This is a genomic window from Kitasatospora sp. NPDC032150 (assembly GCF_055579945.1).
Genome location: NZ_JBVIMH010000040.1, coordinates 43956 through 63234, shown reverse-complemented (window position 1 = coordinate 63234; position 19279 = coordinate 43956). Strand labels below are relative to the sequence as shown.

18 protein-coding genes and 2 pseudogenes are annotated in these 19279 nt (G+C 69.6%); 15 read left to right on the top strand and 5 right to left on the bottom strand.

Going from position 1 to position 19279, the window contains the following annotated elements; genetic code table 11:
* The first annotated feature begins 188 nt into the window (after positions 1–188).
* From ACZ5ON_RS31380 to ACZ5ON_RS31330, 11 genes are all read left to right on the top strand, one after another.
* Positions 189–1661 (top strand): site-specific integrase, encoded by a 1473-nt coding sequence (locus ACZ5ON_RS31380; protein ID WP_465599787.1) that lies wholly within the window; start codon positions 189–191, stop codon positions 1659–1661.
* Complete coding sequence (locus ACZ5ON_RS31375; RefSeq protein WP_465599785.1) at positions 1661–3376, top strand: hypothetical protein; 1716 nt, start codon at positions 1661–1663, stop codon at positions 3374–3376. Before ACZ5ON_RS31380 ends, ACZ5ON_RS31375 begins: the two co-directional genes overlap by 1 nt.
* Positions 3373–5565, top strand: a complete 2193-nt coding sequence (locus ACZ5ON_RS31370; RefSeq protein ID WP_465599783.1) for a site-specific integrase — start codon at positions 3373–3375, stop codon at positions 5563–5565. Before ACZ5ON_RS31375 ends, ACZ5ON_RS31370 begins: the two co-directional genes overlap by 4 nt.
* On the top strand, positions 5562–6023 hold the full coding sequence (locus tag ACZ5ON_RS31365) for a hypothetical protein (RefSeq protein ID WP_465599781.1): 462 nt from the start codon (positions 5562–5564) through the stop codon (positions 6021–6023). Before ACZ5ON_RS31370 ends, ACZ5ON_RS31365 begins: the two co-directional genes overlap by 4 nt.
* A 51-nt stretch (positions 6024–6074) precedes the next feature.
* Positions 6075–6527 carry a hypothetical protein gene (locus ACZ5ON_RS31360; RefSeq protein WP_465599779.1) on the top strand — a complete coding sequence of 151 codons (453 nt, stop codon included), beginning with the start codon at positions 6075–6077 and terminating at the stop codon, positions 6525–6527.
* A gap of 61 nt (positions 6528–6588) precedes the next feature.
* On the top strand, positions 6589–6954 hold the full coding sequence (locus ACZ5ON_RS31355; RefSeq protein ID WP_465599777.1) for a hypothetical protein: 366 nt from the start codon (positions 6589–6591) through the stop codon (positions 6952–6954).
* Positions 6955–6986: 32 nt separating this feature from the next.
* Positions 6987–7274 carry a hypothetical protein gene (locus ACZ5ON_RS31350; protein ID WP_465599775.1) on the top strand — a complete coding sequence of 96 codons (288 nt, stop codon included), beginning with the start codon at positions 6987–6989 and terminating at the stop codon, positions 7272–7274.
* Positions 7275–7334: 60 nt separating this feature from the next.
* Positions 7335–7619: a tyrosine-type recombinase/integrase gene (locus ACZ5ON_RS31345; RefSeq protein ID WP_465599773.1), complete on the top strand. Its 285-nt coding sequence runs from the start codon at positions 7335–7337 to the stop codon at positions 7617–7619.
* Complete coding sequence (locus ACZ5ON_RS31340; protein ID WP_465599771.1) at positions 7616–7939, top strand: helix-turn-helix domain-containing protein; 324 nt, start codon at positions 7616–7618, stop codon at positions 7937–7939. The genes ACZ5ON_RS31345 and ACZ5ON_RS31340 overlap by 4 nt, the downstream gene beginning before the upstream one ends.
* A 224-nt stretch (positions 7940–8163) precedes the next feature.
* A complete protein-coding gene (locus ACZ5ON_RS31335; RefSeq protein ID WP_465599769.1) occupies positions 8164–9507 on the top strand; it encodes a hypothetical protein in 1344 nt (447 codons plus the stop codon).
* Between the two features lie 43 nt (positions 9508–9550).
* On the top strand, positions 9551–10102 hold the full coding sequence (locus ACZ5ON_RS31330) for a YciI family protein (protein ID WP_465599767.1): 552 nt from the start codon (positions 9551–9553) through the stop codon (positions 10100–10102).
* Between the two features lie 204 nt (positions 10103–10306).
* On the opposite strand, the gene ACZ5ON_RS31325 is transcribed toward ACZ5ON_RS31330, so the two are convergent.
* The 5 genes from ACZ5ON_RS31325 to ACZ5ON_RS31305 form a co-directional block, all read right to left on the bottom strand.
* Positions 10307–10555, bottom strand: coding sequence for a hypothetical protein (locus tag ACZ5ON_RS31325; protein WP_465599765.1), 249 nt, complete (start codon positions 10553–10555; stop codon positions 10307–10309).
* A gap of 49 nt (positions 10556–10604) precedes the next feature.
* Positions 10605–11285: a recombinase family protein gene (locus ACZ5ON_RS31320; protein ID WP_465599763.1), complete on the bottom strand. Its 681-nt coding sequence runs from the start codon at positions 11283–11285 to the stop codon at positions 10605–10607.
* 379 nt (positions 11286–11664) lie between these two features.
* A complete protein-coding gene (locus ACZ5ON_RS31315; RefSeq protein WP_465599761.1) occupies positions 11665–12306 on the bottom strand; it encodes an NUDIX hydrolase in 642 nt (213 codons plus the stop codon).
* 86 nt (positions 12307–12392) lie between these two features.
* Complete coding sequence (locus tag ACZ5ON_RS31310; protein WP_465599759.1) at positions 12393–14030, bottom strand: DUF8189 domain-containing protein; 1638 nt, start codon at positions 14028–14030, stop codon at positions 12393–12395.
* Positions 14027–14410, bottom strand: coding sequence for a hypothetical protein (locus ACZ5ON_RS31305; protein ID WP_465599757.1), 384 nt, complete (start codon positions 14408–14410; stop codon positions 14027–14029). Before ACZ5ON_RS31305 ends, ACZ5ON_RS31310 begins: the two co-directional genes overlap by 4 nt.
* A gap of 692 nt (positions 14411–15102) precedes the next feature.
* Between ACZ5ON_RS31305 and ACZ5ON_RS31300 the strand changes: the two are divergent.
* The 4 genes and pseudogenes from ACZ5ON_RS31300 to ACZ5ON_RS31285 form a co-directional block, all read left to right on the top strand.
* Positions 15103–15825: pseudogene (locus ACZ5ON_RS31300) on the top strand (IS5 family transposase); the annotation flags it as partial.
* Positions 15792–15944 (top strand): annotated as a pseudogene (locus ACZ5ON_RS31295) (ISAzo13-like element transposase-related protein); the annotation flags it as partial. The pseudogenes ACZ5ON_RS31300 and ACZ5ON_RS31295, both read left to right, overlap by 34 nt.
* A 95-nt stretch (positions 15945–16039) precedes the next feature.
* Positions 16040–17371 carry an IS4 family transposase gene (locus ACZ5ON_RS31290; protein WP_465599755.1) on the top strand — a complete coding sequence of 444 codons (1332 nt, stop codon included), beginning with the start codon at positions 16040–16042 and terminating at the stop codon, positions 17369–17371.
* Positions 17372–17792: 421 nt separating this feature from the next.
* Positions 17793–19001 carry an RICIN domain-containing protein gene (locus ACZ5ON_RS31285; protein WP_465599753.1) on the top strand — a complete coding sequence of 403 codons (1209 nt, stop codon included), beginning with the start codon at positions 17793–17795 and terminating at the stop codon, positions 18999–19001.
* Positions 19002–19279 lie beyond the last annotated feature (278 nt).

Here is a 19279-nt window from a genome sequence, read left to right as displayed (position 1 = left end):
CCAGGCTCGACCGGCGCACTGCCGATCACCAGGAAGGATCCTCCATCCGCCTCGCCGCATGATCAACCCCCGAAGGACTTCCGGAGCCGACCACTTAGTTTGCGTGTAGCGATTCGCTCGAAGTAGGCCGGCGGCCTTGCCGTTTGGGCTTTGCTTCGCGCTGTGTGCTGTTCGTAGGGTCAGCGCTCATGATCCTGACGTTCTTCTCGTCCCGGGGCTGGCAGTCCTGGGATGTCGAGCATCGACCGTTGATCCCCGAGGGGATGCCGGTCCTGATCGACGACGATTTGTGCTTCGAGGACGGCCCGGCAGCGCCGCGTCCGACGGCGGTGGTGAACCGGTGGTTACGTGAGCTCCCGGCAAGCGGGGCGCCAGCGCCGAGTTCGTGGGGTAACTACGCCCGTGCGGTCAAGGAGTGGACGGAGTTCCTGGCCGAGCACGGGGTGGGGCTGTTCGACTCGCGGGAGCGGCTGAAGGCCGCGTTGAGCCAGTACGCCGAACACCGGGCCGCTGGGCCGTTGAAGGCCCGGTTCGCGGCGACGACGTGGGGCCAGCACATGAGCATCCTGTCGCTGTTCTACCGGTGGGCGATCAACGAGGGGTATGCGGCAGCCGAGCCGTTCACCTACCGGGCTGCGCGGGCCCTGTTCGCCGGGACCGGGCGGGAGGTGAAGGTGAACCTGGCGGTCCGCCGCACCCCGAAGCCGCATGTGACGATCAAGTATCTGGAGCCGGACTTCACCGAGCTATTCCGCAAGGGGTTGCGGGGACTGGCACCGGACGGCTCGCAGGACACCGGGTTCCACGGGCGGGAGCTGACCCGCAACTCGGCGGTCGGGGATCACGCGCTGGCCACCGGGATGAGGCTGCAGGAGTTCACCTACCTGCTGCCCTGGGAGATCCCTGCGCTGCCGCCGGCTCCGACTGCGGTCCCTATCCCGTTCCCGGTGCCGGCCGGGATCACCAAGGGCAGGAAGTTCCGCACCACGTGGACCTCCTACGAGGCACTGGCTGGGCTGCACGACTACCTGGAGCTGGAGCGGGCTGCCACGACGGAGGGCTCGGCCTGGAGGCCGCCGCGGCGGTGGGGCGAGCCGTTGATGGTGACCGAGCCGGACGCCCGGGGAGGGCTGATCAACGGGATCCGGCGGCCCTGGGAGTCGCTGACTCCGGCCGAGCGCCGTCGCCTGGTCGCCCCGGAGGGTGGGTCGTGCTTGCTGGCGGTGAAGAACGGCGGCGGCCCGTTCACCGCATGGGCCACGGTCTTCGAGCGCACATCCGACCGGATACGGGCCCGTTTCGAGCCCCGGTTCCCGCACGTCTGGCCCCACCGATGTCGCCACACCTTCTCGATAAGGACCTTGGAGTACCTGGTCACCGGGCACTACCGGAAGGCCGCGAAGCTCGTGCTGGACACCGAGGCCGACGCCGCTCTGGTCTTCTACCTGAGCAAGGCGGACCCGCTGCTGGTGCTTCGTGATCTTCTTGGCCACTCCACGGTCCTGACCACGGAAAAGTACCTCCGCCGCCTGGACACGACCCGCATCTACCGGGAGGCATACGAGGGGGCCGGGGCCGCTGCCGGGCTGACCGAGGATGCGGCCGCCGAGCGGGAGGCCGCTGCCGAGTTCGACGACGAGACCGAGGACGGTGGCTTCTGATGCCGACCGTGCTGATCGACGAGCCCCTCGGCCTGACCTGCGTGTTCAGCGATGGCAGCCGCGCGGACTACAGCCTGGACGGACTGCCCAATCCCCATCTGACCCGGGATCTGGCCCTCGGTCTTGTGGACCTGATCCATCCGCACGGCACCGTGGACGCGGAGGGCACCGTCAACTTCTACATCCAGTCGCTGCGGAGCATGGTCCGCACCCTGGCCGCCCAGGGCTTCGCCGGCGGTGCCGGTCAGCTGCGGCGGGGGCAGCTGGCCGAGTTCTGGATGTCCAGCCCGTCGAGGCTGGAGGCTATGACCCGCAGCCTGCTGGAGGGCTACGCGCAGAGCGGCGGCACGCTCGGAGACGGAGTGCTGGACCTCGCTGCCGGGCGCCACTTCAACATCCAGCCCAACCGCCAGCCGTTGCCGCCCTATCCGGAGGAGGAATGGCAGCGCCTGACCAGGATCTGCCGCACTCTGGTCGACGATTCGTACGACGCCCACCGCCGGGCCCTGGCGGACGCCGCCAGCGGACAGCACCCCCTCGAAGGCGGCTGGAAGCCGGGCAACCTGCGCTGGCTACTGGCCCGGGTCGGGCCCGTCAGCATCAGCGAGTTCGGTCGCCACCTGGGGGTCTCGGCGGCGTTGGTGCACAAGCGCGGCGGCTTCCACGACGCGACCAGGGCCGTCTTCCCTCACCTGGACGTGCTGATCGCCTACCGGCTGCTGTTCGGGATCTACTCCGGCATCGTCCCCGACGGCATTGCCGACCTGGTGGTCGGGGACATCGACTGGGCCGGTGACTCGACGGTCCTCCTCTCCTACATCAAGCGCCGCACCGCGGCCGAGACCCTGAACCTGCCCCGCCGGGCGGTCCGGCTGCTGGAGCAGTGGCTGGCCCACTCCGCGCTGCTGCGGACCTTCGTGACGCCGGAGGAACGCCGCAGACTCTGGGTGGGAGTCAGCCGGGCCGGCGGATCCGGCCGCATCCGCCGGATCGACCGGGTCGCCGTCCAGCGGTGGGCCCTTCGCCACGCGGTCGTCGGGAACGACGGGAAGCCGCTCAAGATCCACCGCTCGCGGATCCGTACCACCCACGAGGCCATGCGGGACAAGACATCCTGGACGGGCAGCGGGCGGGCGACGATCGACCCGAACCACAGTCCGGACGTCGAGGGCGACCACTACCTCACCGCCACGACTCCGGCCCAGCGGCACGCTGTCGAGACGGTCATCGAGGACGCCCAGCACGACATGCTCCGCCGGGCCCATCCACCGACCGTGATCACCGAGGAGGACGCGGCCACGCTGGCTGAGGACTACCCACACCTGGTCGCGGAGCTGGACCTGGATGATGCGGTGATCACCGAGCTGGTCGGCGGAGAGCGCGACGTGTTCACCGCCGCCTGCGGGGACCAGCTGTCCGGGCTGCACGGCCCAAAGGGAAAGCCCTGTCCGGCCCGGCCTTGGGTCTGCCTGCTCTGCCCGCTGGCCGTCTTCGCGCCCCGGCACGCGGGCAACCTGCTGAGGCTCAAGGCGTTCTTCTCCCGGCAGTGGCAGCAGATGCCCGCCGCCCACTTCATGGCCGTCTTCGGCCCCTACGCGACCCGCGTCCAACAGATCCTGGACCGCTTCGACCCTGCCGTCCTGGCGACGGCGGCCCTCCAAGTCGAGGACCTGGACGACGAACTTCCCCTGCGGCCCGAGGAGATGACCGCATGACCACCGCCCTCGCCCCCGCCTTCGACGGCCGATCGGCGGTCTTCGCTGGCACCGACGTCTGCCGCGAAGCCGGACTCACGCTCCCCGACGGAACTGGCCGTCCGATGTTCGAAGACGACGTCTGGGACTTCACCGACGTCGTCGGCCTGCCCGTCCAGCTCGCCCTCTCCACCCGCCGCTTCGACTTCACCGAGATCACCGACGAGCGGTGGCGGCTGGTCGGCAAGGAACTGGTCCTGGCCATGCTCGTCCCTCGGCACCCGTCTGTCGCTCCGCTGCCCCGGGCCCATCGCACCGCCCTGCACCTGACCAGTTGCGCGGGCCGCCTGGACGAGCTCACCCGGTTCTGCCGGTGGCTGTCCGAGCACGGAGTGTCGAGCCTCGCGCAGATCGACACCCGCGTCTGCGACGCCTACATGGCTCACCGGCGCTACGTCCTCGACGAAGACAGCGCGGTCGTCGGCGAACAGAGTCCGGCAACCCGGCGAGCGGCCGCGCAGGTCGTCGTCGACCTGGTCAACTACCGCGAACTGTTCACCGCGGACAGTGTCCCGGCCGATCTACGGCCCTGGGGCGGGGCCACCGCCTCCGCGATCGCCGAAATGCCCAGCGGCCGGACCGAGAACAAGACCCAGCCCATCGACGACACCATCCTGCAGCCGATGCTCGCCGCCGCCTTGTTCCTGGTCTCCTCCCTGGGACCGCACGCGGTTGAACTCGCCCAGCAGATCCGAGAAGCCGACAAGCTCTCCGCCCGCAAAGCACGCGGGCTCCGCGCGGTCCACGTCGCCCCGGTGGCCGAGTTCACCGAGCTGCTGAACGAGTACACGGATACGTGCACACCTCTGCCGATGCTCGCCGACCACCACGTCGCCGACCGCCTCGCCAGCGGCTGGGCCGCTGACGACCCGCTCCTGACATTGGCCACGGGCGTTCTCGCCCGCCAGGCCGGGGTCACCCAGTTCGAGGCCCAATGGATGGACCGCCTGCGCGGGCCGCTGGAGGAGGCGGTCACCTCGGTGGGGATCAAGGAGGCCTTCGCCCGCGACGCCGCCGAGATCACCACAGCGGACACCTCGTCGGTATTGCCCTGGACCTTGCCTCTGCACCGCCTCCAGGCCGTCGCACTGGTCGGCGTCGTCCGCACCGCCACGATGATTGTGCTGGCGACGGCGTCCGGCATGCGCGCGAGCGAGCTGATGGAGCTTCGCATCGGCTGCCGACTGCCGGTCGAGGAACCCGTCCCGGGGCTCACCCGCTACCGGCTCGCCAGCAAGGTCATCAAGGGGCAGCCGCTTGGCGGCACCGACGACGAATGGGTCGTCATCGAGCCCGTCTATCGCGCCGTCGAACTCGCCGAAGACCTCCACGACGACCGCCACGAGGGCGCACTGCTCTTCGGGCGGTTCGCCTTCTCCGTCCGCTACAAGTGGTTCCGCAACTGGGTCAACTCCCTGGCAGGGCACCGTCTCGGGCTCGCCCCGATCCCGGAAGGGCCGGTCAATCTGAGGAGACTGCGTCGCACACTGGCCCTGGAAATGGCCTACCGGCCGGGCGGCGTGCTTGCCACCAAGATCCACCTGAAACACATCGCTGTGGCCACGACAGAAGGGTATGCCTCCCGTCCAGGCGGGGCTCAGGCCGAACTGCTGGCCGAGGTCAACAAGCACGAGAGCGACCGAAACCTGGACCTGGTCCTACAAGAGTTCCGAAACTACCAGCAAGGCATCCTGCCCGCCGGCCCCGGCGCGCGGAGCCTCACCGAGTTCTTCGCCAGCATCGACGGGAAACTCGACCCAGAGGCAGCAACCGCACCCAAGACGCAACGCAGTGACCGCGACGTGCTCAACCTGCTGACCAAACGGGCAAAGGTCCTTCACCTCGGACCCGCGAACTACTGCTGGTTCACCGACCCCTCCCGAGCGCTCTGCCTCAAACTGGCCGGCACCCCGACAGCCGACCGTCCACTGGTCGGGATGTGTGACTCCGCCCGCTGCCCGCAGGCCACTCACCACCTCTGCCACCGGCCCGTCTGGGCCGAGCACGCCGGACGCACCGGGACCTTCCTCGGCCAGCTCGGCATCACGCGAAAGACCGAACGCGCCCGGCTCCAAGCCGACTATGACCGCGCTCTCCGGGTCGTCACCGAGATCGACAGCGCCAACACCGTGAACAGGGAATCCGCATGAGAATCTCCGCAGCCCAGCGGGCCGAGAACGAGAACCGCATCCGGGCCGCCATGGACCGGCTCCTACGCGGAGAGATCCCACCCGGCGGAAAGTGCGACGTCAAGACCCTCGCCCGCGAAGCGGCCGTCGATCGCACCGCGTTCTACGGAACCCGCCCCTACGCTCACCTCCGCGTCGAGCTCGAACGCCGCCTGCAGGCCCTTCAGCAGGCTGGGGAGATCCCCGATCCGCGCGAGGCTCAGATCGCCCGGCTCAAAGCCGAGGTCTCCGCGCTCAAGACGCGGCTGGCCACTGCGGAGAAGACCAACGAAGAGCTCAGCGAGTTCCGCACTCAGGTCCTGGCCCGGCTCGCCGCCCAGCACGACGAGATCCTCCACCTCCGCAGGTCGGCGGCGACGGTCAGCGGCGTGACACGCCTCCCAACAGTCCGAACCACGACGATCGGATCCTGCAGTTAGGCAACCGTCCCGACCTGCGGCGCCGTCAGCAGCGGATGCGATGATCTGCCCATGGGTGTTCTCTACGGCTACTTCGCCGCCGCTGATGACGACGACGCTGTTCGAGCCGTCGTCCGAGACGACGGCGAGCCCAGCGGGACCGGCTATGACCAACTGGTGATCAAGGGCATCGATCCGGTGGTGGAGCTGACGCCCGCCGAGGCGCTCATGACAGGACGGTCCGCCGCCGATGTCCAGTCCGCCCCCCGACACGGCAGCCTCATCGGGATGCTGGGGGACGGCGAACTGGTGGTGGTGTCGCTGACGGACGCCTTCCGGGACGCGCTCGCGACCTGCGAAGCCACGTCTTTGCGCGACATCGCCTCCAGCTGGTCGAGCACCGAGGGCGTCTTCTACTACCCGGCTGATCCAGAGAACCTCGCCAGCTTCCTGGAACAGCTGTCCGAACTCGCCGGCCGAGCGGTCGCCCGAGATGCCCGTCTCTACTGCTGGATCTGTCCCTGACCCCGTCGCCGCCCCAATGGGCCCGCGAGACCGCGACCCCGATCCGCGAGAGAACGGACTCATGACCAGTCTCATCGAAGTGAGCGAACGCGAGTACTTCTCCAACGTCGGCAAGCGGCCTGGGATGTTCGTCGGCCGACCTACCTTCCACGCGCTGACTGCGTTCCTCACCGGATACGACCAGAACGCGGCCCGGCACGGGTCTCCAGGACTGGCGGGATGGCGCGAGTGGCTTGTCTCCCGGCGAGGACAGGGCTGCAACCACGCATGGCCCGGTCAGGTCCTGCACATCGCCCTTCCCGACGGCTGGGACAACCCCTGGGCCCTGCCGCCCGAGGACGAAGCCCGCGCGATCGAGGTTCTCTTCCAACTGCTCGACGAGTTCCTTGCGGATCGCGAGAACAACGAAGAATCCCAGGTCACCTGAGCATCGAGGCAGCAGTATCCAGGAGGAATCGCATGTTCGACGACGTTCACGGCCTCACCCCTGACCGAGCCGCCCGCCTTACCTCTCTGGTCGAGCAGAGCCTTTCACTGCTCGGACGGGAGCATGGGATGGAGGCCGTCCAACGCTTTCTGCACAGTCAGGGGGCCAGCGTCATCGACTCCATCGTCGTCACCCGCGAACTGCTCGGCGCAGGCCAAGGATCCCTCGGGACGGCGAAGGAGATCGTACTCACGAGTGCTGCCCGGGCCACCGAGCTGAGGGAACATCAGCGGCTCGTCCAGGGCATCGAGGAAGCGTGATCAGCACGCTCCAGGGGCGTCACCCACAAGTGTGCTCTGTCTCACATCTGGGCGGCTGCAATGCAACACAGCCCGAGAGAAACGCGGCGAATGACCCCGCCCAGTCCCGCCAGCTCAAAAACAACACGGGCTGATCCGCACACGGCCTCTGCGGACACAAGACACATCTGCGCGTCCGAGCTCTACCGAGGTGGGCTGGATCTCGTCGCAATTCAGGAGGTATTGGGACATTCCTGGATCGCCACGACGATGCGATACGTCCACGTCCAGCAGACCCGGGTCGAGGACGCCTGGCTGGCCGGGCAGCAGCGGGCCGCGAAGCGGCTGGAAGGACTGATGGGATGAAGTGGAACCTGCGGCTGACCGCCGCCAACAGGGGCATCTGGAAGGCGTCCGAGCTGCACCGGAGCCTGGCCGAGCACGGCCTGGTCATCTCGGCCGGGAAGATGTCCGGGTTGTGGTCCGGCCAGCCGGTCTCCCTCAAGCTGGAGGACCTGGACGTCATCTGCGTCGTGCTCGGCTGCGAGATCGGCGACCTGCTGATCCCCGAGCCCGCGAAGGTCGTCCGGCCCGGCGAGCAGACCGCTTCGCAGACCACCGTCGCAGCGTCGGGGCCGGCGGTGGTGCCCCGCCGGCGTGACGGGCGCTCGCTGCCCCCGATGTGATGGCCTACGTCCTGCCGGCGGGGAGATGCAAGCCGCCGTCCAGCTGCCCGACCTGCTTCGGCTGGGGCGTGCTGCCCGGCCGCGCCTGCGGAGCGTGCGCGAGCTTCCGCCGCACCGAGGAACCGGCCGAGTGCAGCGGATGTCACCGAGTCGTGCGGCTGAAGAACGGCTATTGCCGCCTGTGCTGGCATCAGGCGAGCCAGGATGCCAAGGGCGAAGTCACCGTGCTGCAGCCATACTTGGAGAAGGTGCGGCATCACCAACTGTTCCTGACCAACCTCCACCGCCCGCGGTGCCCGGGCCCTCCGCGCGGCAAGCGCCGGGGGCGGCCCCGGCTTCCCGACCCCGCCCCGGCACATCCCCCGGCCTCCGGCTGGTTCCAACCGGCTCTGTTCGAGGCTCGCCGCGACTTCACCTGGTTCGACCGCCGCGAGCACGCACGGCTCGACAACCCATGGCTGGCCTGGGCCCGGCATGCCGCCCACCGCCTCGGCGAGGCCCACGGTTGGCCCCGACGCGTCCGCCTGGACGTCGACCGGGCCCTGGTCATCGTGCTGTCCGGCCACACCGGCGGCGACGTTGTCCGTTACTCCGAGGTGTTCCCGGCCCTGCGGTCCCGTGGGCTCAGCGTCGAACGCACCGCGGAAGTGCTCGACCACATCGGCGTCTTCCTCGACGACCGGCCATCCTCCTTCGACCTGTGGCTGGAATCCAAGCTTGACGGCCTCGCGGCCGGCATCCGGCGGGACGTCCAGGGCTGGGCGCGGCTCCTGCGCGACGGCGGCCCCCGCTCGCAGCCCCGGGACGTGGCGACCGTCTGGGGCTATCTCAACCGACTGCGGCCAGTGCTGCTGGAGTGGTCGAACCGCTACGACCACCTGCGCGAGGTCACCCGCGACGACGTCCTCGCCCACCTGGCCACCGTCCACGGCTCGCAGCGCAAGCACACCCTGGTCGCTCTGCGGTCGCTGTTCACGCGGGCCAAGAAGAACGGCACGATCTTCAAGAACCCGACCAGCCGCATACGTGTCGGCCAGCAGGAGAGCGGTGTCATCCAGCCCCTGGAATCCAAGGACGTCCGGTCCTCCGTCGCCGCGGTGACCCGCCCGGCGGACCGGCTGATCCTCGCCCTCGCGGCCGTCCACGCAGCCCGGCCCGGGGCGATCCGCCGCCTCCAGCTCGACGACCTCGACATCGGCAACCGCCGGCTCGTCATCGACGGCCGCGTCCGGCCCCTGGACGAGCTCACACTGCAGGTCGCCCTCGCCTGGCTGGAGCACCGGCGGCAGCGCTGGCTCGACACCGCCAACCCGCACCTGCTGATCAACAAGCAGACCGCGCTGGAGACCGGCCCCATCAGCGGCGTCTCCGTCTCCGCCGCGCTCCGCGGCCAGACAGCCACACTGGAAAGGCTCCGTGTCGATCGCCAGCTCGAAGAAGCCCTCGTCCACGGCCCCGACCCGCTCCACCTCGCCGAGGTGTTCGGCCTGGCCGAGAAGACAGCCATCCGCTACGCGGAGTCGGCGCGCGTGCTTCTGGGTGAAGCTGCTGAGCAGTCAGCGCAGTGAAACCCGCTCGACCTGGCTACCTTCTTGAAGGGACCCTACGGGCATGGAGTTCTTCTGCTACCACCGCGACCGACCCGGCTCCGTAGCGTTGCGCAACGAACTGCGGGAACAGCATTGGTCCTACATGGACCGATACGCGAAGGAGCTGATCGCCCGGGGCCCGACCCTCACCAGCGACGGCGACGCCCCGACCGGCAGCGTGCACATCATCGACCTGCCCGATCCCGTCGCTGCCCGCGCGTTCGCCTTCGCCGAGCCGGGCTACCAGGCCGGCGTCTACCGGGACGTGCTGCTGCGGCGGTGGAGCAACACGCTGGGGCGCACCATGTGGGACTTCCCCGGCGGCCGCACTGGTGGCAACCGGTACTTGGTGCTCGGCCTAGGCACAGGGCAGGCCGCCGACCTCGCCGTGCCGACCGACCGGGACGAGCTGATCGCCTACGGGCCGCTGTTGTCCGACGACGGCACCGCCTGGCTGGGCACGGCCGCGTTGCTCCGGGCGCCGGACCCGGATACGGCAGGAGCCATCCTGACTCGGGACCGATACGCCGAGATAGAGGTGCACAACTGGCAGTTCGGCGGGCGGCCGTCATAACCCGAGGCCGTCCAGACCGACGTCACGCGGGATGCCCTTCGGATCGCTCCGTCCTCGTGTTTCATCCGAACTCACGGGTCCGTCGGCCTGAAGCACACCGGTGGACCCGTGAGTTCGCGCTGAAGGACCTTCGGTTTCCCCGAACCCACGGGGGTCGGGGGGTGCCGTTAACGATCGTGTCAGGGGCCCAAAACGGGCTGACGGCTACTCGGCGGCCGTGATGCGCGTGGCGTAGACCCCGTAGGCCTTGCGCTCGGCGGGCCCGGCCCTGTCGGCCGCGAGGGCGGAGCACTGCTGCAGCGCGGCGCGGTGGAGGTCGAGTGGGGCGGTGATTCGGAGCGAGTGGCCTTGGCCGCGGCGGATGGTCCGGCCGGAGGCGAGCGCCTGGCGGACGGTCTCGTCGCCAGCGGTGGCGAGGTGGTCGGCAAGCAGGCCGGGCAGGTCGAGGACCACCACCGGGTCCGGCGCGGGCTGCTGGTCGCCGGTGTCGGTCGGGGCGACGTCAAGCTGTTCGGGCAGTTCGCGGGCGCCGGCGGCGTCCAGAACGCGGCGGATGGTCTTCGGGGCGACCTTGCTGCCGGGCGAGGGCCTTGACGGCGGCGCCCTGCTGGTACGCCTCCACGACGTCGGCGGCCTGGGCCTCGTCCAGCGCGGCTGGGCGGCCCAGCACTTTCCCGGCGGCTTCGGCGGCGGCGACGCCTTCGCGGGTGTTCTCGCTGATCATGTCGCGCTGGAACTCGAGTACGGCGGCGAGGACGGAGACCATCATCTTGGTGCCGGGGTCGTCGGAGGCAAGGTCGATGCCGGACAGCAGCCCGGACTCGACGCGCAGGTGCAGGCCGCGGCGGATCAGCACCGGGCGCAGGGCGAGGATGTCGGCGACGGAGCGGAAGAGGCGGGCGGCGTCCGCGATGCGGATAGTGTCGCCGACGGCGGCTTCGTGCAGGAGCTTGGCGAAGCCGGCTCGGTCGGGGGAGAGCTGGCGGGTGGAGGTGGCGGGGTCGTCGTAGACGGGGACGCCGGCGGCCAGCAGCGGTGCGAGGGCGTGGCGCTGGCGGGCGTCGGTCTGCTTGTCGGTGGAGTGCCGCAGGTAGATCCGGTCAGCCTTCCCCGGGGTGGGCCGGGCGGCGCCCGGCGGTGTCCGCAGCCCTCCTTGGGGGGCGAAATGGGGAGGCGGAATCATGGACCGGATCCGATTGGATCGGCGCGGCGTTTCCGCTGGTCGGCGTCGCGTGCCGATTGGATCGGCCGCTGGGGGCGGAATTGACCAATTCAGCCCCCGCGTGTCGCCCGACCGTCCCGCGGGCCCCGAGTCGGCCGTCACCATGGCGTCACGGTGGCGGTGGAGCGGACGGGCCGGGTCGGGAACCGGCTTGATTGTTAAGGCGGCGTCGGTCGGGTGGGTGTGGGAGGCTTCGGGGCGTGCCAAACGGGCTTCTGCTGACGGCGATCGGCAACTCGGTGGACGACCCGGAGCTGCGGTTCACGCCCGGCCGGGGTCCCGGCGGCGAGGTTCGGCATGGAATCGACTCCGGCAGGTGAAGGTGATGAACGCCGTGCGATCAGGCCTGACGCGCCGCCGCGAGCGGCATCACCCGGGCATGGAGGCGGTCCAGGATGTCGTAGTACCAGCCGAGGTTCGGATCGCCCTGCCAGGTCTGGATTTTGGCCCAGGTGGCCGGGTTCAGGATGTCCCACATCTGGACCAGACTCAGCTCGTTGTCTCCCGGAGCGTTCGGGTATGCGGTTGGCAAATGGATCTGGTTGTATTGCCGTATCGTTCCGGCTTGGATGTCACGGGCGGCCTGTGCGGCCTGGGCCAGGGAGATGGCGCCGGCGTTGTTGACGAGTACGTTCAGATTCGCCATGGTGGTGCTGATATATGATGCGGAGTATTGAGATCCTGACGGATCCTGCCACGTGTGAAAATCTGTGACGGGTTGGCCGGCGACTGAGTATCCCGTCTCCTCCCAGAATTCGCGGAACGCGCCTGCTTCCACGGTCTCGTTGACCAGCTCGCCGCCGGGCAGGCAGTTCAGGGTGGCTCCATGGGAGCGGAGGCCGTTCGCGTACACTCTGCCCCGGCTGGTCAGAGAGTCCCCGAAGAAGTAGCCCCGCGCGAGCTTGGTCGCGACCAGGACGTAGCAGCGGTGCGGAGGCGCGTCGTCGTTGTACACCACCGCGTAGACGTAGTTGCTGGGCATGATGGGTCCTCAGATCGGATATGGGTGGTCTGTCTTACGGGCTGGGTCCGGCCAGGGACGGGATCGGCCGGCGATAAGGGGCGTGGTCATGAGGACGAGCAACTGCCGGTGAGCTGGCAGATCGCGGTCACGATCGCAGGTACCGCGCTGGTGCCCTTCTTGGCCAGCGAGCCGATGAAGGCCAGCGTCGCTTCTGCACTGATCCCGGCCAGGTCGGCCAGCCAGATCACGACCGCGGATTCCGGAGCCAGCATCGCCACGCCGTAGGCGATCGCCCCCGCGACCAGCAGCGCGCCGGCGTACGCGCCAAACCGGCAGGCCGTGCAGCCCCAGGACAGGTCGCCTGCGGCGGGTCCGGCACCGGCCAGGGTGTCCTCACCCATCTCCTGCAGGGTCGCCGCGATCGTCTGCTGCACGTCGAGGACCGGCAGGGTCGTCAGTGTCACCTGGAAGTCCTCGTCGTCCACCTGCGCGCCGACCACTGTGACCTTCCAGAGCCCGGGCATCGGGGCTTTGATCAGCATCGAGGTGACGTAGCCGTCGTCGTTGAGCTGGACGACCGCGTTGTCGTTGTTCGGCAGGCTCGGTTCGTCCACCACCGTTCCGTCCGGCCGCGTCACTGTAAGGCCGATGCCCGGAATCGACTGGCCTTCCGCGTCCTGAACTGCGGCCAGCAGGAAGGTGGATGTTTCCTCAACCGTCAGCGTGAACGTGCTGTCCAGCACGACCTCGCCCCGTCGCAGCCGTGGGCGGCCGGGCGCCGCCTGTGCGGTGCCGGGCGCCGCGACGCTGACCGAGTATTGCTGCTCACCGTTCCCGGTCACCGAGCGCAGCGGCAGGGCCGTGCCCACGGCGGCGAGCGGCACCCAGCCGCCGCCCTGTCCCTCTATGCAGTAGACCGTGCCGTTGACCGCAGGCGCCAGCACGGTCAGCCCGCCGCGCGGTGCGGCGCGCAGGCCGGCCGACAAGGCGGCGGCCAGCGGGGCGGCCTTGGGCTGTCCCAGCGGCGTGAAGACGACCGGGCTCTTGGCGAGCGGCGCAGTGTAGCCGTTGTTGTCGGTGCCCACGGCGAACGCGGTCAGCTGGCCGGCCGAGTCGGCCGCCACGGCGACCGGTCCTTGAAGCAGTGCTGACTTGGGGTGCCCGATGCAGGTCCAGGCGCCGGTCAGTGCCGGAAAGAGCGCGTAGAGCTGCCCGTCCGAGGCGGTGGCCGCAGCCGCCAGCCCGCCGCCGGGCACAGCGGACAGCGCGCAGGGACCCGTGAGCGAGAGCCCGGGCGGGGAGCCGTGGCTGACCCAGGACGACCAGGACCCGCCCGGCGGGCACGCCACGCTCCACAGGCCGCCGTCGGTGCCGACTGCGGCGGCGTACGAGGTCGCGCCTGCGTCCAGCGCGATCGCGCAGCCAGCGTTCAGGAGTGCGGAGGGGGGATGGCCGACAGGCGTCCATGAGGTCGACCAGCCGGTCGAGGCCGGCGAGTCGGCGTAGTAAAGCGCGCCGTCGGTACCGCCCGCAACAGCCGCCATCACGTCACCGGACTCGATGCCCGCGATGGCGGTGCTGCGGAACGCGACCGGCGCCTTGGCCAGCGCTCCCCAACCGCTCCACTCCTCGCCGGGCAGCGCCTGGAAGCAGAGCGAGGCGACACCTCCGGCCAGGCCGATGGCGACTGCGTTCGTGTCCGCACCGCCCACCAGCCCGGCCGCCGTTATCGGGCCGCTCACGAGCCCGCGCCAACCGCGTGCGAGACAAACACCGACTCCGCCGCGCCCGCCTCACCGTTCCCCTCCACGGCCGCATTGGAGCCCTGGTACGCCACGATCCACGCGTTCACCGAACCGCTCCACGGGCGCTTGTTGACGTTGTTGTCGCGCAGGGTCACCGTGGCCTGAATCTGCTGGGTGCTGACGGCATTCAAAAAGACCTGCAGTTCACCGAACCCGAACTCCTGGTTGTTCGTGTAGGACAGGTCGAATCCCTGCAGGTAGGCCATCACAACGTTGGTCCCGGGCGGAACCTGGATGGAAGCCGACGCCGTGACGGTGCTCTGGGTGGTGGGCCCGAAGTTGAAGGTCACGCCTTGCATAAACTGAACGGTGTACATGGGGGTCCTCTCGGTTCCGCGCAGACCCGGCCCCGACGGCCGGATGTGAGCAACGCCTTGCACACAGATGCCTTCTGAGCATGGGTCCGGTGCATCCGCACGCTTGAGGACGGCGCCGATCCGGACCCCATGACAATTCCTTCGTACCCCACCGACACCGGGTGCGCAGCTTCATTCGCCTGTCAGGGGGGCGCATTCGGCAAGCGCGTATACGCTCCCCGAACGGCGACCGCCGAGTGCGCGTCAGCGCAGTCGATGTTGGGTGCAGCTCGGGCTGAGCGAGCCGCGCTTCACGACCGGCGCGCTACTGCTCGCAGGTCAACCATGTGGGCCTTAAGACCGTGACTCAGCCCTTCAAGATCATCCCATGGCACGGGCGCCGCCGATCCACTCGATGCAGACCTCGGTCTCGGTGTCCCGGGTCAGGTCCCGGGCGAGGCGGTACGCCTGGCTGCTGCGGCTCACTGTGCACCGCCGGCCGCGTCGAGCCCGCCCAGGTCGGCGCGGCCGATCTCCAGGCGGGAGGCGAGGTTGAGCTTGACCTCGCCGTAGGGGCGTACGTGGCCCCAGACAGCGGGGTCAGGCCGCGCCGGTCGGCCGGTCCGAGCAGGTCGGCCCAGGCGGGTTCGGCGAAGACAGCCTGCAGCATGCCCGTGCCCGCCTGGCTGGAAGGATAGGGCGGGCAGCCGGAGGGCTACTGCCACCGGCAACTGGTCGACGCCGTGCGCTACCTGGTCGCGGACGGCATCGCCTGGAGGGCGGTGCCCGCGGACTTCCCCGCATGGGACCGCGTCTACGCCTTCTTCCGGCGCTGGCGCGACAGAGGCCTGGTCGCCGAGTTCCACGACCGACTGCGCGACCAGGTCCGGAAGGCAGAGGGCCGGGATCCGGAGCCGACCGCCGGGATCATCGACGCCCAGTCGGCGAAAGGGGCCGCGTCGGTGCCGGCCGCCAGCCGGGGGTTCGACGGAGGGAAGAAGGTGAACGGCCGCAAGAGGCACATCGTCGTGGACACCCTTGGGTTGCTGCTGGCCGTGATGGTCACCGCCGCGTCCGTCACCGACCGCGAGGCCGGCCGGACGCTGCTGGAGCGACTGCGGATACGGCACTGGCGCATCTCGCTGGTGTGGGCCGACGGCGGCTACACCGGACGCCTGGTCGACCTCGCCCGCGATGTCCTGCGGATCGCGCTGACGGTGGTCAAGCGCGGCGACGACGCGACAGGCTTCGTGGTACTGCCGAAAAGGTGGCTGGTTGAACGGACGTTCGCATGGCTGATGCACTCACGCCGCCCGGCCCGCGACTACGAGACTACCCGCTGCCGCGCAGCACGCTCGCGCTCCTCCGGCAGCCCCATCACCGACGGCATCCGACACCTCCACAGAACGCCTACCCGGACGCCCGCCGCCTGCTGATCACCGCGGACAGCGGAGGCTCCAACAGCTCCCGCGCCCGGGCCTGGAAGGCCAACCTCGCCGTTCTCGCCACCGAGACGGGCTTGGAGATCAGCGTGTGCCACCTGCCGCCGGGCACACAATGCCGTTGCTTGAATTTCGAGAACAACTGCCGCGGAACGGGTGACGGTGTCGGGGCGGGGTCGTTGGTCCGGTTGTGCATCCGTGGAGTGGCTTGTCCGACGAGGTACGGCTTGGTGTCCTGACCGAGTGGGTGCCGCCGGGGTTGGTGGACCAGGCGCTGGCGGAGTGCCGTCGGCGGGACCGGCGTCCGGGGGCGCTGCCGTCCCGGTTCATGGTCTACTACGTGCTCGCGTTGGCGCTGTTCCATCAGGACTCCTACGACGATGTCGCGGAGAACCTGGTGGGTGCATGGCCGGATATGTACGAGGCGATCCCGAACAAGTCCTCGTTCACGCGGGCTCGGCGGCGGCTGGGCGAGGCGGCGCTGGAGGCGGTGTTCCGGAAGCTGGCCGGGCCGGTGGCGCCGCTGGGGCTTTCGGGTGCGTTCTACCGTGGGATGCGGGTCGCGGCGGTGGACGGGTTCGTGCTGGATGCGCCGGACACACCGGCCAACCGGGCCGAGCTGGGCGGGCTCCTGGACGTGCGAGGTAACCCGGCCGGGTTCCCGCAGGTGCGGGTGGTGACCTTGACGGAGGCCGCGACGCACGCGTCGGTGGACGCCCGGGTGGGCGCATTCAGCGGCGGGGAACGGGAGTTGGCGGTGGCGATGGCTGGCAGCGCGGCGGGGATGCTCGTCATCATGGATCGCGGCTTCCCAGGCGTCGAGCTGTGGAAGGCCTACACGCGGGCCGGGGCTCACCTGCTCCTGCGGGCCCGCTCAAGCGTGGCCCGCCGCCCGGTCGAGCACCTGCCGGACGGCACCTACCTGGCGCGGATGAACCTGGCCGGACAGAAGGGGAACCACCCCGGCGGGGTGTTGGTGCGCGTCATCGAGTACCGGGTCGACGGCGGCGAGGTCATCCGCCTGCTGACCGATCTGATGGACCCTGACGCCTTCCCCGCCGCGGAGTTGGCGGCCCTGTATCACGAGCGCTGGGAAGCGGAGACCGCCTATCGGCAGATCAAGACGTTCCAGCGCGGTGGTCTGGCGATCCTGCGCTCCGCCGACCCGGAACTGGCACGCCAGGAGGCGTGGGCGCACTTGATCATCCATCACTGCCTGGCTCGGATTGTCATGCGCGTCGCCGACCGCGGCCGGCTCGACCCCGACCGGATCTCCTTCCTCAAGATCCTCAAGCACGTCCGGCGCAGCGTGGTCCGGCAGAGCCAGCACACCCCGGCCAGGATGAAGCAGTTCCTGGCGAACATGGCAGCGAAAGTCCGCCGCAAGCTCGACAGCGGCCCCAGGCGGCTCAGGGAAGCCGACCGGCTCCTGAAACGCGCCGACGGCCGCTACTCAATCCGCAAGGCAGGTCAACCACGTCGACCGACCCGACGTGTCCCAGCGAAGACCATCACCCTGAACCCTGTGATAGTTCACTGAGTCAAGCAACGGCATTGGCCGAGCGGGTGCCAGTGCGGGGCGACGGGGCCCTACCGGACGGGGTCTTCGACGCGGGCGGCACCGGCTGCCGCCCGCCGCGCTCAGCGGTCACCGCCGCCACCGCCGTTGCTGTGCTGGGGGCTGTGAGGCGTGACGTTGGTCGGAAGCGGCCGGAGCGGCCTCGCTCGGGAGCGCATGACGCCGGGCTGCACCCCCGCCCGCGGCGGCCGGCAGAAGTAGCCAGGGTCCGCTAGTTCTGCCTGTGTTACTGCCTGGTAATGCCCGATGGGCGGGCCGTACCGTACTGGACGGCGCGCGAAACCCGGCGGCCGGGGAGCCGTCGGCACGCCGCCAGGCCCCGGCGCCCGGTTCTCCCGCGCACATTCCCTTTGTCGGCCCTGCCGGAATCCGAGGTCCCCCCTTGCCCCTTGCCACCCTGTCCCGCCTGCGTACCCGCACCCGAGCCTTCGCCGCCCTGCCGGCCGTGGCCGCGCTGGTCGGCGCGCTGGTCGTCCTGCCCGCGAGCGCGGCCCACGCGGACACGCCGGACCACCACTCCACAGCGTCGTACAACTCCCAGGGCGCCCGCTGGAGCGACGTGCGGGCGATCAGCAACGACAACGACATCGTCGCCGTCCAGGAGGCGGGCTCCAACCCGCACCAGTACGGCATGTCGCTGCTGAGCACGACCTCCCACAACGGCTACACGGTCTACCTCTTCCGGTGGGGCTCCCGTTACGTCTACTGGTTGGACACCGACCCGACCGGGCACCGGGTCACCCTGGCCACCGTCACCCACACGATGGCCCACGAGATCTTCGTCGCCCCGCCCGGCCGTGCCGGCAACCGGCCCGCGCTCGGACTGCGCTTCGACGACGACATCTACTACAACGTCCACGCCGCCGCCTCGGGCGCCAACAACGAGGCGCCGCAGCTGCTCGCCAGCATCGCCCAGCAGGCGACCGCCGCCGGACACGCGTGGACGGCGATGGGCGACTTCAACCGCGACCCGAATCAGGGGATGTTCACCGCGGCCGCCGGCCTGCACGGCTTCGTTTACCACAGTGGTGTGGCGACCCAGCAGAGCGGGGGCGAACTCGACTACATGATCTCTTCCCGCACCATGGGCAACTTCCGCGGGATGCGGGCCGCCGGCCGCAGTTCCGACCACTACCCGATCTACTACCGGACGCAGATCGTCGGTGCCGGGTCGGTGGTCGACCTGGTCGACGACACCAACCCCGGCAGCTTCCTCGGCTTCGAGAGGCGCAGCAACGCCAACGGCACCCGCGTGGTCGCCGGCGCCTACGACGCACAGGGGAGCCTGTGGACCATGCGGCACGTCGCGGGCGGCGGCCAGTGGGACTTCAACTTCGTGAACAACGCGACCGGCAAGTGTGTCGACGTCGAAGGCGGCCCGAGGGCCTCCGACGGGTCGCCGCTGAGCGAGGGGTTCTGCCAGGGGACGTACTCCCAGATCTTCACCTTGACCTGGTGGCCCGAGGAGCCGGGCGCCTGGATGATCACGCATAAGAACACCGACCTGTGCGTGGACAACGCGGGCATCCTGATGCTGCACCCCTGCTACGCGAGCACCCCGAGCGAGCGCTTCCTGCCGCACTTCCACTGACCCGTCAGCCCACCGCCCCGGCCCCCGACGGGCCTGGGCGGTCGGCCGTCGACGCGAGTCGAACTCGCCAGTGGCGACGCTTCTCGGCCCGCCACCACCCGCCGACCGCAACGCGGTACCACCGCACGGGGTGCAACACGGGGTGCAACACAGGGGTGCAACGCGGCTCCGTGTTGCACCCCTGACCTGGCCTTTCCCCCTCGGGCGGGCTGGCCGGGCCGTGATAACACCTCGGTGGCCCGCTCGCGGGATCGGCCTGCTATTCCCAGCGCATGCCG